Genomic DNA, 14,404 nt, shown 5'->3' on the forward strand with positions numbered 1-14,404 from the left:
ACTTAGATCAGAAGCAGGTCGACGAATGCTGGCACTGGCGTTGCGAGCAATGCCGCCTCATCCTGGCACAGCGCTGCGATGCGCTCGGCTTGCCGGCGCGGAAAGCGGGTGCGCAGGGCGGCTGAGAATTTCTTCTCGAGCACCGGAATCCCTTCGGCGCGGCGGCGGCGATGGCCGATGGGGTATTCCACCTCCACCTTCTCGGTTGAGCTGCCGTCGCTGAAGAAGACCTGCACCGCGTTGGCGATGGAGCGCTTGTCCGCGTCGAGATATTCGGCGGTGTAGCGCGGATCTTCGCGCACCTGCATTTTTCCGCGAAGCTCATCGATGCGCGGGTCGAGCGCCACGGCGTCTTCGTAGTCTTCGGCCGTCAGGCGGCCGAACAGCAGCGGCACTGCCACCATGTATTGCAAACAGTGGTCGCGGTCGGCCGGATTATGCAGTGGGCCGTCCTTGCTGATGATGCGAATGGCGCTTTCCTGCGTGGTCAGCTCGATGCGTTCGATCTGATCAATGCGATCGCGCACCTGGCTGTGCAGTTCCATGGCGCATTCCACGGCTGTTTGGGCATGGAATTCGGCCGGGAAGCTTAGCTTGAAGAGCACATGTTCCATCACATAGCTGCCATAGTCACGCGAGCGGCTCAGTGGCTCCCCTTTGAACAGCACGTCCTGGAAACCCCAGCCTTTGGCGGTGAGTGCCGAGGGCAGCCCCATCTCGCCCTTGGCGACCATCATGGCCAGGCGCAGACCGCGCGAACTGGCATCGCCAGCGGCCCAGGATTTGCGCGAGCCGGTGTTGGGCGCGTGGCGGTAGGTGCGCAGGGACTGGCCGTCGATCCACGCGTGGCTCAGCACATCGATGATCTGGTCCTTGTCGAGGCCCAGCATGCGCGCGGCCACGCCGGCGGAGGCGACCTTGACCAGCAGGACGTGATCGAGTCCGACGCGGTTGAAGCTGTTCTCCAGCGCCAGCACGCCCTGGATTTCATGCGCTCGGATCATGGCATCGAGGATGTCGGCGACCGTCAGCAGTGCTTCACCGCGCGCTAGGGCTTGGCGTGACAGGAAATCCGCCAGGGCGAGGATAGCGCCGAGATTATCAGACGGATGGCCCCACTCGGCTGCCAGCCAGGTGTCGTTGAAATCGAGCCAGCGCACCATGGCGCCGATGTCGAAGGCGGCCTTGATCGGGTCGAGGCAATGAGGTGTGCCGGGTACTCGCGAGCCATTTGGCACCAGGGTGCCGGGCACGAAGGGGCCGAGGTGCTTGGTGCACTCGGGGTATTGCAGCGCCAGCATGGCGCAGCCGAGCGAGTCCATCAGGCAATGGCGCGCGGTGGTCTGGGCCTCGACGGAGTTAATAGTGGTGTCACAGAGGTAGTCAGCGATGGCGACCAGCTCCGGGTCGGGATCAGGGCGCAGGTTGGTGTCGGCGGTGTGAGAGCTCATAGGGAAGTGGTTAGTCGTGTGTTGTTGTTTGGAGCAGCATAGGCTCTTGGCTCGTTTTGGGCCGAGTAACGGTCGCGGGGGACGCCGTGAATACCTCCCTGTAGGCTTCCCGGCGGCGTCCTGCCGCCGAGACCCCCGCGCCCGTTACCCGGCCCAAAACCCAAAGCACCTCTGTGATCGTTCTAGTGATCCAGGCGCGAGGGCGGATGGCGGTGATGGATTTCGCCGCTAGCGGTTTACGTTTAGCGCTGATCCATCGGCACCCAGGAGCGATTCTCCGGGCCGACGTAATTGGCACTCGGGCGAATGATCTTGGCATCCTCGCGTTGCTCGATCACATGGGCGATCCAGCCGGTGGTGCGGGAGATGACGAAAATCGGCGTGAACAGCGCCGTGGGCACGCCCATCTGGTGGTAGGAGACGGCCGAGAACCAGTCGAGATTGGGGAACATCTTTTTCGCGTCCCACATGACCGACTCCAGCCGCTCGGCGACCTCGAACATGCGCATGGCGCCGTTGTCCTCGCTCAAGCGCCGGGCGACGGCCTTGATGATCTGATTGCGCGGGTCGCCGGTGGTGTAGACCGGATGGCCGAAGCCGATGATGATCTCCTTGCGCCCGATGCGCTCAAGGATGTCCGCTTCGGCCTCATCGGCGCTGACATAGCGGCTCTGGATCTCGCAGGCGGCCTCATTGGCGCCGCCGTGCTTGGGGCCGCGCAGCGCGCCAATGGCGCCGCTGATGGCGGAGTAGACATCGGCATTGGTGCCGGCGATGACGCGCGCGGCGAAGGTGGACGCGTTGAGCTCATGCTCGGCATAGAGAATCAGCGAGCAGTGCATGGAGCTGACCCAGGTTGGCGAGGGACGCTCGCCGTGGAGCAGATGCAGCAGGTGGCCGCCGATGGAATCATCGTCGGTTTCGACCTCAATGCGCTTGCCATTGTGCGCGAAGTGGTACCAGTAAAGCAGCATGGAACCAAAGCTGGCCAGCAGCCGATCGCCGATGTCGCGCGTGGCAGCGGCCGGCATGCTGTCCTTCTCCGGCTCAAGCGTGCCGAGGATGGAGCAGCCGGTGCGCAGCACGTCCATCGGGTGCGCGGATGGCGGCAGGTGCTCGAGCGCGGTCTTGAGCGCCGCCGGCAGTCCGCGCAGGCTTTTCAGTTTGCGCTTGTAGGCCGACAATTCGGCTGCGGTCGGCAGGCGGCCGTGAATTAGCAGATGGGCAATTTCCTCGAACTCGGCCTTGTCGGCAAAGTCGAGGATGTCGAAGCCGCGGTAGTGCAGGTCGTTGCCCGTGCGCCCGACGGTGCAGATGGCGGTGTTGCCGGCGACGGTGCCGGACAGGGCGACGGATTTCTTTGGTTTAGGTGTGGTGGTCGCGTGGCTGTCAGTCATGGTCGGCCGCTCCAGTGGTGAGTGAGGGAAGCCTGGGTTTTGTTAATGGTTTTTTGATACGTTGCGGGCTTGATCCGCTTTCGTATCGATCTGTCACCGGCGCGATCTGTCAGGATTGGGCCGGTGATCACTCTATCGTTCAGGCTGGACGATTAGAGGTTTTTCTCGCTATTCGCCTGATCAGCGAACAGTCGGTCAAGATGCTGCTCGGCGTCGTGATAGCCGAGGAATTCATACAGCTCCATGCGTGTCTGCATCAGCTCCACGACGCCTGCTTGGCTGCCCTGCTGGCGAATGGCGTGATAGACCTTGAGCGCGGCCTGATTCATCGCACGGAAGGCCGAGAGCGGATAGAGCGCTAGCGACACGCCGGCAATGGCCAGCTCAGAGGTGGTGAAAAGCGGGGTGGAGCCGAACTCGGTAATGTTTGCGAGCACTGGAATTCCGCTTGCATCGGCAAACCGCTGATAATGGTCGATATCGGTGACGGCTTCCGGAAAGAGTATGTCAGCACCGGCCTCGGCGCAGGCCTGGGCGCGCTCGACGGCAGAGTCCAGCCCTTCAACCGCCAGTGCATCGGTGCGCGCCATGATGACGAAATCTTGATCGCGCGCGTCCACCGCCGCCTTGATGCGGTCAACCATCTCGCCTAAGGGCACAATGGCCTTGCCGGGGCGGTGGCCGCAGCGCTTGGCGGCGACCTGATCCTCAATGTGACAACCGGCGGCGCCGGCACGGATCAGCTCGCGGATGGTGCGCTGAATGTTGAGTGCGCCGCCAAAGCCGGTATCGGCATCCACCAGCAGCGGTTTTTCGCTCGCATAGGTGATGCGGCGGGTGTCTTCCAGGACATTGTCCAGACTGGTGATGCCGAGATCAGGTAGCCCGTAGGAGGCTGCCGCCACGCCGCCGCCGGAGAGGTAAAGCGCGCGGAAGCCGAGATGCTCGGCCATGATGGCGTGATACGCATTCACGGCGCCGACAACCTGCAGCGGTTGTTCTTCGTTCACGGCGGCCCGCAGGCGGGCGCCCGGTGTCATCCTGGGTGTCATATCGGGCGTGTTCTGGCTGGTGGCCGAGGTGGATTGGCTCATGCAACGGGCCTCATGGTTGGTTGGGCGGGGTGGCCCGTCATGCGCTGCTCGGCATGACGGCGCGAGGCGCGGATGTGTCGGCGCATCAGCCATTCGGCCAGCTCGCCATCGCGCTCGCCGATGGCATCGACGATCAAGCCGTGCTCCTTCAGGGCTCCGGTGGCGCGCTCGCTCTTCATGCCGAACTGGCAGCGGTACATCCGCGCGAGGTGATAAAGATCATCGCACAGAATCGCAATCAGGCGCCGGTTGCCGCTGCCATGCACGATGCGATAGTGAAAATCCCAGTCGCCCTCGGTCTGAAAATACGCCTGCCAGTGGTCGCGCTCGACGCTAGCGCGGTGGGCCTCCAGCAAGTTTTGCAGCTCGGCCACCTCCGCATCCGTCATCGCTTCTGCCGCCAGACGCGCGGCCAGACCCTCGAGCGATTCGCGCACCTGATAGAGCTCAACTAGCTGCTCCACCCCAAGCGACACCACCCGCGCGCCGACATTGGCCCGGCGCTCCACCAGGTGGGTCGCCTCCAGCCGGCGCATCGCCTCGCGCAACGGCCCGCGGCTGATGGCGAAGCGCTCTGCCAGGACCGGCTCGCTCAGCTTGCTGTCGGGTGCGATCTCCCCCTCGACGATCGCACGGCGAATCTGCGCGAATACTCGATCAGCGCGGGTGGCGCTGTCGGCGGACGATGAAGCGACGGCAGTCAGCATCGGCTAGATTGTCGACAATATTTCATTCGAGAAAGCATAACCCTCAAAAAACGGAGGAGTCAAGCCGGGATTGTCAACAATGCTGGGTGCAGTAAATCGGCAGCGAAGCTCGCGAAGTTCTCTTTAACCTAAAATGAGCGCATGGATGTTTGTTCGCGGGCGGGCTGACGGTGAGGGCTGCTTGGGGCGGGCGGCCGCAAGGGCAACATGGAGTATAGTGAAGGAAATGACGGGGACTAGTCTGCTGCAGTCAGTCTGGCGGGTCTTTTGCAAACGGGATTGTGCAGCGATGGCGCTGATGGTGTGGGATGCCTCTGGCATGATGATGAATTGCATTGCTCGGGATCTCGGATTGTTAGAACCATCGGCATCAAGACACTTGCGCGCGTTGCATTCTTGTGAAGACTTCATCGGCTTGCGTCACGTAGCGTCTGAATGCAGGACCTGAACCCGGCGCAGGCCGAGGCCGTTACTCATACCCATGGCCCGCTGCTGGTGATCGCCGGTGCCGGCTCGGGCAAGACGCGCGTCATTACCCGCAAGGTGGCCTTTCTGATTGCCAAACGGGGGCTGTCGGCGCGTGCCATCGTGGCACTGACTTTCACCAATAAGGCCGCGCGGGAGATGAAATCCCGCGTGGGCGAATTGGTGCAGGGACGTGCCGCGCGCGGGTTGACAGTCTCGACTTTTCACACCTTCGGGCTCAACCTGCTGCGCCGCGAACTCAAGCACGCCGGGCTACGCCCCGGTTTTTCGCTGTTTGACCCCCAGGACGGCGAGGCACTGCTGAAGGATCGCCTGGCAGATGCCGGGATGGCGGAGATTGCCCCGGCGGCGGCTTTGGGTCGCATCTCGCAATGGAAGAATGATCTCATCCCGCCCGCAGCGGCCGCGAACGCCGCCGAGGATGACTTCGAGGCTGCCCTGGCCGCGCTCTATCGCGACTATGAGCGCAGCCTGCGCGCCTATAACGCGGTCGACTTCGATGATCTCATCCTGCGCCCGGTCGTGTTGCTGCGCGAGCAACCGGCGGTGCGCGAGCATTCGCAGGCGCGCGTTGGTCACTTGCTGGTCGATGAGTATCAGGATACCAACAGTGCCCAATATGAGCTGATCCGCTTGCTGGTCGGGGAGCGCGGTGCCTTCACCATGGTCGGCGATGATGATCAGTCCATCTACGCCTGGCGCGGCGCGCGGCCGCAAAATCTTGGGCGGCTGCGTGAGGATTATCCGGCGCTGAAAGTCATCACGCTGGAGCAGAACTATCGCTCCAGCGGGCGGATTCTCAAGCTTGCTAATGGTCTGATTTCACACAATCCGCACCTTTTCGAGAAGCGCCTATGGAGTGCGCTCGGCCCTGGCGAGCCGGTGCGTCTGCTCAGTTGTCGCGACGAAACGCACGAGGCCGAGCGGGTGGTGGCCGAGATTCTGCACGGGCATTTTGCCGAGCAGCACAATTTTGGTGACTATGCCATTCTCTACCGCGGCAATCATCAGGCGCGGGTGTTCGAGCAGGCATTGCGTACCCATCGCATTGCCTATTTCCTCAGCGGCGGTCAGTCCTTTTTCGCCCGCTCGGAGGTCAAGGACGTGATGGCCTACCTGCGCCTGCTCTCCAATCCGGATGACGATGCCGCCTTTCTGCGTGTCGTCAACCGGCCTGGGCGCGGTATCGGCGCCACCACGCTGGAGGCGCTCGGCGGCTTTGCTGGCGAGCAACGCACAAGCCTGCTGCGCGCTTGTTCGGCCGCTGGACTGGGCGGCCCGGTCAAGGAGCCGCAGCGGGCCGAGTTGCGCGCCTTCAATCATTGGCTCGAGGAACTGCGTGGGCGCTCGCGCAGCGAGCCCATCGCGGCGGTGCGTGCCGTGCTGAAAGACTGCGACTATGACGGCTGGCTCTATCAGCAGTCAGCCTCGCGCGCGGCGGCCGAGCGGCGCCTGCAGCATGTCGAGGACCTGGTCGCCTGGCTGGACGCCTTGCACAAAGGCGAGCGCTCCGACGGCAACCTGCGCGGCGCCGGCCTTGATGATCTCACCGCCCGCCTGGCTCTGCTCGATGTGCTCGAGCGCCAGGACGAAGACAGCGGCGGCGATCGGGTGCATCTGATGACCCTGCATGCGGCCAAGGGGCTGGAGTTTGAGCGGGTGTTTCTGGTTGGCATGGAAGAAGATCTGCTGCCGCATCGTGCCAGTATCGAGGCCGACGAGGGCAGCGCTTCTGGCATCGAGGAAGAACGCCGTCTGTGCTATGTCGGCATCACCCGCGCCCGCCGCAGTCTGTGCCTCACGCTCGCCCGCCAGCGCCGCCGCTATGGCGAGACCGTCACCTGTGAGCCGAGCCGCTTTCTCGCCGAGCTACCCGAAGGCGAAGTGCGCCGCGATAACGACCCCGCTGCCGCCGAAGAGAGCCGCAGCCGCGGCAAGGCGCACCTGGATGCGCTCAAGGCCATGCTGGGGGGCGATTGACGTCACCCGGCCCGAAACCGGATGTGTGACGTCTTGAATTCTGAGTGTTAATCATTTGTAAACACCGCGTTGTGCTGCTCCTGGACGCGAATAAAGGTGGTGCGCTTGCTGAGTTCCTTAAGGCTTTGGGCACCGACATAGGTGCATGCCGAGCGTAGGCCGCCGAGGATGTCTTGGACGGTGTTGAGCACGGGGCCGCGGTAGGGCACCTCGACCGTTTTGCCCTCAGAGGCGCGGTATTCGGCAATGCCGCCTGCGTGCTTGTTCATTGCGGTGTCCGAGCTCATTCCGTAGAAGATCTTGAAGCTCTTGCCGTCGCGGTTGATCTTCTCGCCACCGGATTCGTCGTGGCCAGCCAGCATGCCACCGAGCATGACAAAATCGGCGCCGCCGCCAAAGGCCTTGGCGATATCGCCAGGCACGGCGCAGCCGCCATCGGAGATGATTTGCCCGCCAAGCCCATGCGCTGCATCGGCGCACTCGATGATGGCCGAGAGTTGGGGATAGCCGACGCCGGTCTTGATGCGGGTGGTGCAGACCGACCCGGGTCCGATGCCGACTTTGACCAGGTCGGCACCGGACAGCAGGAGTTCTTCGACCATTTCGCCGGTGACCACATTGCCGGCGATGATGACGTGCTTTGGAAAGTGTTCCCGGGTTTTTCGCACAAACTCGACGAAGTGCTGGCTGTAGCCGTTGGCCACATCGATGCAGATAAAATAAAGCTGTTGATGACGTTCCAGCACGGCTTTGATGGTGTCGAGATCGCGTTCGGCCGTGCCCGTGCTGACGGCTAAATAGTCCTGGATGCCAGGGTGGGCGGCGAGAAAATCATCCCAGGCATCCGGGCTGTAATGCTTGTGGATGGCGGTGAGCAGGCCTTGCTTGGATAGCACCTCCGCCATCTCGAAGGTGCCGATGGTATCCATGTTGGCGGCCATGATGGGCACGCCGGTCCAGGTCCTGCCGCTGTGGAGAAACTTGTAGCTGCGCTCCAGCGATACCTGCGAGCGCGAGCGCAGCGTCGAGCGCTTGGGCCGGATCATCACATCTTTGAATCCGAGCTTCAGGTCGGCTTCGATTCGCATGGGCGGGCTCCTGTAGCCGCGATGCAATGTCCGGACGGAGCCGAGCATTCATTCGCGATCGGTGACATGTGCATTCGATATAGAATAGCGGCTGGCCTGGCGACAGCAATAGCGGAGGTAGCAAGCGTGGCCATCATTGCCGTGGTCAGTAACAAAGGCGGTACCGGCAAGACGACCCTGGCGATGAGCCTGGCCGCCGGCCTGCTGCGCGATGAAAGTGTGATGCTGATCGATGCCGATCCGCAGCAGTCCGCCTATCAATGGCGGCTGGTGGGCGAGGATCGACCCGGCCTGCCGCCGGTGGTGGCCGTGGCGCATGGCTTCGAGTCGACAGTTAAAGCGCTCAGCGAGAGCCACCAGCATCTGGTTATCGACTGCCCGCCGTCGATCAAGTCCGAGCAGAGCGGGCGGGTGCTGCGCCTGGCCGATATTGCGTTGGTGCCGGTGCAGCCCTCGCCGATGGACCTGTGGGCAACCGCGCCGATCGCGCGGGTGATTGCCGAACTGCGTGCCGAGAACCCGCGCCTGAGAGGCTTCATCGTGATGAGCCAGATCGAGCCGCGCACCACCTTGTCGCGCCTGATGCCCGAGGCCGTCGCCGAACTCGACCTTCCGGTCGCGCAAGCCATGCTGCGGCGCCGTTCCATCCACCGCCATTGCGCGCTCGAGGGCCGGACGATTTTCCAAAGCGGACGCCGTGGCGCCGAAGCCGTGGCCGAGATTGACCAACTGATCGAGGAGATATTCCGCCCATGACAGCCGCGAGCAAAACCGAACGCCAGTTGATCGACTCCATTCGCAAGGCCAAGACAGGCGCCGAAGGCGATGCCGAGCAACCAACCGATGCACCCGCAGTTGCCGGGAGTGGATCTAAGCCAAGTTCCTCATCAGCGCCGACCTCATCAGCGCCAACCTCATCAGCGCCGAAAAGTGCTGCTACGGCCGCCGCAGCGAAGCCGTCGGGGCAGACCCCCGCAGCGAGCAAGCCAAGCACGAGCAAAGCTTCCGCTGGCAGATCGACGGCAACCAGTTCAGTGACCAAAAAACCGGCTGCAAGACAAACAGCCAGCGGCCAGCGTGCCCCAGAGTCAGCATCTAAGGGAATAGCAGGTTATAGCCTTTCACGCCGGGTTTGGCCGGATTGATGTCTGGATATTCCAAATGAGCTTCCGGTTTTGGGCTGGGTGACGGGCGCGGGGGTCTCGGCGGCAGGACGCCGCCGGGAAGCAGCCTATTTGAAATTGGGGATGTATTCACGGCGTCCCCCGCGCCCGTCACTCGGCCCAAAACAAGCCAAAATACTCTGAAATTCAAAGATAAATCCGTTCAGTAAACCCCGATTGTCTCGGGGCAGTTAAAGTCTTACTTCATCGACAGGAATCAGAACGCATGATGGAAACTCTCGCCGACGGCGTCTATTGCATCGACACCGGGCTTTACCGGCCGCAGCTTGCTGCCTGTTATCTGATTCGCGCAGGCGACAGCCTGGCTTTCGTCGATACCGGCGTGGCGCGCGCCCTGCCGCGCTTGCTTAACGCCGTGGCCGAGCTCGGTCTCACGCCCGCGCATGTCGAGGCAGTGATCCCGACCCATGTCCATCTCGACCATGCCGGCGCTGCGGGTGCGCTGATGCAGGCCTGCCCCAATGCGCGGCTGATCGTGCATCCGAAGGGTGCGCCCCATCTGATCGACCCCTCGAAGCTGATCGCGGGGGCCACAGCCGTCTATGGCGCCGAAGAATTCGAGCGCCATTTTGGGGCTCTGACCCCCATCCCCGAATCCCGCGTTGAGCTGGCCGAGGATGAGCATCGCATCGACCTTGGCGGGAGGATGTTGCGCTTCATCGACACGCCAGGGCATGCCAATCACCACGGCTGCCTGTTCGATGAGCGCACGCGCGGCTGGTTTACCGGCGACACCTTCGGTATCGCCTATCCGGAATTCCACACCGATGCCGGACCCTGGCTGTACGCACCGACAACCCCGGTCGCTTTCGATCCCTCGGCGTGGCAGCAGAGTCTGGACCGCTTGCTCGAGGCCAAGCCGCTGTCGGCCTACCTGACGCACTTCGGTCGTGTCGCTGAGCCTGCCGCGCTCGTCGGTCAACTTCGGGTGAGTATCGACGCGATGGCCGAGGTCGCCTTGCGCGAGGAGGAGCAACCTGAAGATGGACGAGGGGAGCGGCTCAAGCGCGCTGTCGCGGACAGTCTGCTGGCCGCCGCGCAAGCCCACGGCGTGAGCCTGGCGCCCGAGCGCATCCGCGAGTTGCTGGCGGTGGATACCGAGCTGAACGCCCAGGGGCTCGATGTCTGGCTGAAGCGCCGGCGCAAGCAGCGCGAGGCGGCCGGCTGAGAAGACCGGCAAATCTGCGCATCTCAGGGCGGAATTCGTCCACCGCGGGCTTCCTCACCCTCAGGCTTTGTCAGTGGCTCGACAGGGCGCAGACCCTCTTGCTTGCTTGAGATCAGCCAGAGCTCACCCACCTATCGGGGGAGAAAGCGGCTGTCCGGGCACCTGCCTCGACGGCTAATTCACCAGATCGCGCCACGGAGTTTTGTTTGTCATGCCTACCCCGACGGAATTCAATTTGCACCGCGCCTCAAAGGTGCTCGAAATTGCCTTTGATGACGACGCCCATTTCACCTTTCCCGTTGAGTTCTTGCGGGTGTATTCCCCGTCAGCCGAGGTACAGGGCCACGGGCCTGGTCAGCGGGTGCTGCAGCTCGGCAAGGAGGAGGTCGGCATCGACAAGATCGAGCCGGTCGGTAACTATGCGGTTTGTCTGCATTTTGATGACGAGCACAACACCGGCATCTACTCCTGGGAGTATCTCTACAATCTGGGCAAGAACCAGGAAGGGCTCTGGGCCGACTACCTGGCCGAACTCGAAAAGGCCGGGCACAAGCGCAAGGTGCGCCCGTCCTGAACCCCGTCCGGGCAAGGGAGGTGCCTGCCGAACAGGCAGTATCCCAGCTTGGTCGCACACCTTTGTCGCCACGGTCTCTTGCCCGCGCAAGGTGCGTCTGGCTGGGGTAGAATTGCCAGTTGTTTATCATACAAGAGCGGGAGCCGATGTCAGATCAGGACCAGACCCATTTTGGCTATCAGCAGGTGCCAGTCGGGGAAAAACAAGAGCGCGTGCGCGCCGTCTTCGACTCGGTCGCGGACCGCTACGATCTGATGAACGACCTGATGTCGCTTGGCATCCATCGCCTGTGGAAGCGGCGGCTGATCGAACTCGCCGGCGTGCGCCGCGATCAGCGCGTGCTGGACCTGGCAGCCGGCACCGGCGACTTGAGCGCGCGTTTCGCCAGCATTGTCGGTGCCAGCGGGCAGGTGGTGATGTCTGACATCAATGCCGCCATGCTGGCGCGCGGGCGCGAGCGCATGGACGATGCCGGCGTGATTGGCAACATCCACTATGCCCTGGCCAATGCCGAGGCGCTGCCGTTCGCGTCCGATTCCTTCGACTGCGTCACTATCGGGTTTGGCCTGCGCAATGTCACCCATAAAGATCACGCGCTCGCCGAGATGCAGCGCATTCTGCGCCCGGGCGGTCGTGGCCTGGTGCTCGAGTTCTCCCACCCGACCCAGGCGCCTCTGCGCCATGCCTACGATGCCTACTCTTTCTCGGTGTTGCCGGTTCTCGGACGGCTGGTGGTGAAGGACCCGGACAGCTACAAATATCTGGCCGAGTCCATCCGCATGCATCCGGATCAGGAAAGTCTGCGCGACATGATGGAACAGGCCGGGTTCGAGCGCTGCGAGTATTTCAATATGACCGGCGGCATCGTGGCAATCCATAAGGGGTGCAAGTTATGAGCCCAATTGGCAATCAATCAGCTGATAACCAAGCCAAGACGGGGGCTGAAAACGGCTCTGAGGGCATTCAGATTCCGGATGCGGTGCTGCTGTCGCTGCAGGAGAGCATCAACCGTTTCCTTGCGCTCGATCCCGAGGGCGCCGAGCGGCTGTCCGACGTGCAGGGCCAGGTGCTGCTGATTGTGCTGGAGGGCTTCGGCACGCGCGTGTTCGCGGTGCCGGGGCATCATACCGTCGGTATTTATGCCAGCTACGATGCTGAACCGGATTGCACCGTGCGCGGAAGCCCCGCCGCGCTGCTGCGTCTGTCGCTGGCGGATCATCGCGAAGACGAGATTTTTTCGGGCGCGATCGAGATCACCGGGGATAATCAAGTCGCCCAGCGCATCGGGGATGTCTTTCGTAATCTCGATATCGACTGGGAAGAACAACTCGCTCGGCTGTTCGGCGACGGCATTGCGCGGCGCATCAGCCAGCAGGCGCGGAGCGCACGGCAGTGGGCTGAGCGTGGCGGCGATACTCTGACGCAGAATGTGCGCGAATTTTTGCAGGAGGAGGGCGGCCTGCTGCCAAGCGATATGGAGCTGCGCCAATTCCTCAACGGCGTCGATATCCTGCGCGATGACGTGGCGCGCCTGACCGCCCGCATCGACCGGCTCGCTCCCGCGCGCCCCTCGCCGATGCCTGAGGCATGATCGTTCCCATCAGCCAGACCTTGCGGCTGATTCACATCAACCTGGTTCTGCTGCGTCACGGCCTCGATGAGCTGATCTTTGCCACGCATCTGTTCCGGCCGTTGCGCTTTCTGCTGTGGCTCTCGCCGCTGCACTGGTGGCGCAAGCGCAAGCCGCTGCAACCTTATCCGGCCCGGGTGCGTGAGGCACTTGAGGACTTGGGGCCAATCTTTATCAAGTTTGGCCAACTGCTCTCCACTCGGCGCGATCTGCTGCCAGATGACTGGGCCGACGAGTTGGCCCGCCTGCAGGACCGGGTACCGCCTTTTCCCAGCGATGTTGCCCGCAGGCTGATCGAGAAGGCCTGGGGCTGCCCCATCGATGCCGTGCTCGATGACTTCTCCGACCTGCCTCTTGCGTCCGCATCGATCGCGCAGGTCCATACCGGTCGGTTAAAGGACGGGCGCGATGTCATCGTTAAGGTGCTGCGCCCGGGGATCGAGCGAATCATCGACCGCGATATTGCGCTCATGTACAGCATCGCGCGCCTCGCGCATCGCTACTCCAAAGAGGCGCGCCGTCTGCGGCCGATCGAAGTGGTCGCCGAGTACGAAAAAACCATCTATGGCGAGCTCGACCTCCAGCGCGAGGCGGCCAATGCCTCGCAATTGCGGCGCAACTGGCTGAACAGCTCGGCGCTCTACATTCCGGATGTCTGTTGGGACTGGACGCGCCCCACCGTGATGGTGATGGAGCGCATCTATGGTACCCCGGTTGGCGACGTGGCCAAGCTCAAGGCGCAGGGTATTAGCATGCGCCTGCTCGGCGAGCGTGGGGTGGAGATCTTCTTTACCCAGGTGTTCCGGGATAATTTCTTCCATGCCGACATGCATCCAGGCAATATTTTCGTCGAGTCGAGCGGGCGCTATATTTCGGTCGATTTCGGCATCGTCGGCAGCCTGACCGAGGAAGACCAGCGCTATCTGGCCGAGAATCTGCTCGCCTTTTTCGAGCGCAACTACCGCCGGGTGGCCGAGCTGCATGTGGAGTCCGGCTGGGTGCCGCGCGGCACCCGGGTTGATGAATTCGAGTCCGCCATCCGTACCGTCAGCGAGCCGATTTTCGAAAAGCCCCTGGCGGAAATTTCCTTTGGGCATTTTCTGGTGCGCCTGTTCCAGACCGCACGGCGTTTCAACATGGAGATCCAGCCGCAGCTGGTGCTGCTGGAGAAGACGCTGCTGAATATCGAAGGACTCGGTCGCCAGCTCTACCCCGAGCTTGACCTCTGGACCACCGCCAAGCCCTTCATGGAACGCTGGATGAAGGAACGCCTCGGCCCACGCGCCCTGCTGCGGCGTACCCGGGCCAATTTCGGCCCCTTTGCCGAGCACTTGCCGGACCTGCCCATGCTGGCTTATCGGGTGCTCGAAAACATGGAAAGCAACCACCTTGAAGCGCGCGCAATGCGCGAGGAGCAGGCGCGCCTGCAGCGTGAGCTGCGCGAGCGCCGCACCTTGGTCGGTGTCATCAGCGGTGCCGTGCTGATCGTCTGCGCAACCTTGCTGGTGGTGCTTGGGCCGGGTGGATTACTGCAACCTTTGGTCGTGCAAATACTCGCCGCAGCCGGTTTTTTGATTGGCGTGTCCTTGTTGATTAAGCAGTGGCGCGCAGCGGGGTGACCCGCCCTTCCTTCTCCTCCAGCCCC

Annotated in this window: 12 protein-coding genes; 7 read left to right on the top strand and 5 right to left on the bottom strand. The window is 62.8% G+C overall.

Going from position 1 to position 14,404, the window contains the following annotated elements; all coding sequences use genetic code 11:
- Positions 1 to 2 precede the first annotated feature (2 nt).
- The 4 genes from Thiosp_RS03365 to Thiosp_RS03380 form a co-directional block, all read right to left on the bottom strand.
- On the bottom strand, positions 3 to 1,451 hold the full coding sequence (locus Thiosp_RS03365; RefSeq protein WP_201066006.1) for a bifunctional 2-methylcitrate dehydratase/aconitate hydratase: 1,449 nt from the start codon (positions 1,449 to 1,451) through the stop codon (positions 3 to 5).
- 242 nt (positions 1,452 to 1,693) lie between these two features.
- Positions 1,694 to 2,848, bottom strand: a complete 1,155-nt coding sequence (gene prpC / locus Thiosp_RS03370; RefSeq protein ID WP_201066004.1) for a bifunctional 2-methylcitrate synthase/citrate synthase — start codon at positions 2,846 to 2,848, stop codon at positions 1,694 to 1,696.
- Positions 2,849 to 3,000: 152 nt separating this feature from the next.
- Positions 3,001 to 3,900 (bottom strand): methylisocitrate lyase, encoded by a 900-nt coding sequence (prpB, locus tag Thiosp_RS03375; protein WP_201066152.1) that lies wholly within the window; start codon positions 3,898 to 3,900, stop codon positions 3,001 to 3,003.
- Positions 3,901 to 3,938: 38 nt separating this feature from the next.
- Complete coding sequence (locus tag Thiosp_RS03380; RefSeq protein ID WP_201066003.1) at positions 3,939 to 4,649, bottom strand: GntR family transcriptional regulator; 711 nt, start codon at positions 4,647 to 4,649, stop codon at positions 3,939 to 3,941.
- A gap of 435 nt (positions 4,650 to 5,084) precedes the next feature.
- Between Thiosp_RS03380 and Thiosp_RS03385 the strand changes: the two genes are divergently transcribed.
- Positions 5,085 to 7,115, top strand: a complete 2,031-nt coding sequence (locus Thiosp_RS03385) for a UvrD-helicase domain-containing protein (protein ID WP_201066002.1) — start codon at positions 5,085 to 5,087, stop codon at positions 7,113 to 7,115.
- Between the two features lie 47 nt (positions 7,116 to 7,162).
- Here Thiosp_RS03385 and Thiosp_RS03390 read toward each other — a convergent pair whose 3' ends face one another.
- On the bottom strand, positions 7,163 to 8,203 hold the full coding sequence (locus Thiosp_RS03390; protein WP_201066001.1) for a GMP reductase: 1,041 nt from the start codon (positions 8,201 to 8,203) through the stop codon (positions 7,163 to 7,165).
- A 126-nt stretch (positions 8,204 to 8,329) separates the two neighbouring features.
- On the opposite strand from Thiosp_RS03390, the gene parA reads away from it, so the two are divergent.
- The 6 genes from parA (at position 8,330) to ubiB (ending at position 14,378) form a co-directional block, all read left to right on the top strand.
- Positions 8,330 to 8,959, top strand: a complete 630-nt coding sequence (gene parA, locus Thiosp_RS03395) for a ParA family partition ATPase (RefSeq protein WP_201066000.1) — start codon at positions 8,330 to 8,332, stop codon at positions 8,957 to 8,959.
- Positions 8,960 to 9,595: 636 nt separating this feature from the next.
- Positions 9,596 to 10,555: an MBL fold metallo-hydrolase gene (locus Thiosp_RS03400; RefSeq protein ID WP_201066150.1), complete on the top strand. Its 960-nt coding sequence runs from the start codon at positions 9,596 to 9,598 to the stop codon at positions 10,553 to 10,555.
- A gap of 211 nt (positions 10,556 to 10,766) precedes the next feature.
- Entirely contained in the window at positions 10,767 to 11,129 is a 363-nt protein-coding gene (locus tag Thiosp_RS03405; RefSeq protein ID WP_201065999.1) for a gamma-butyrobetaine hydroxylase-like domain-containing protein, read from the top strand.
- A 146-nt stretch (positions 11,130 to 11,275) separates the two neighbouring features.
- On the top strand, positions 11,276 to 12,025 hold the full coding sequence (gene ubiE / locus Thiosp_RS03410) for a bifunctional demethylmenaquinone methyltransferase/2-methoxy-6-polyprenyl-1,4-benzoquinol methylase UbiE (protein WP_201065997.1): 750 nt from the start codon (positions 11,276 to 11,278) through the stop codon (positions 12,023 to 12,025).
- Positions 12,022 to 12,720 (top strand): ubiquinone biosynthesis accessory factor UbiJ, encoded by a 699-nt coding sequence (locus tag Thiosp_RS03415; RefSeq protein WP_201065996.1) that lies wholly within the window; start codon positions 12,022 to 12,024, stop codon positions 12,718 to 12,720. Before ubiE ends, Thiosp_RS03415 begins: the two co-directional genes overlap by 4 nt.
- On the top strand, positions 12,717 to 14,378 hold the full coding sequence (gene ubiB / locus Thiosp_RS03420; RefSeq protein WP_201065995.1) for a ubiquinone biosynthesis regulatory protein kinase UbiB: 1,662 nt from the start codon (positions 12,717 to 12,719) through the stop codon (positions 14,376 to 14,378). The genes Thiosp_RS03415 and ubiB overlap by 4 nt, the downstream gene beginning before the upstream one ends.
- Positions 14,379 to 14,404 lie beyond the last annotated feature (26 nt).

Source organism: Thiorhodovibrio litoralis (genome assembly GCF_033954455.1).
GTDB lineage: Bacteria > Pseudomonadota > Gammaproteobacteria > Chromatiales > Chromatiaceae > Thiorhodovibrio > Thiorhodovibrio litoralis.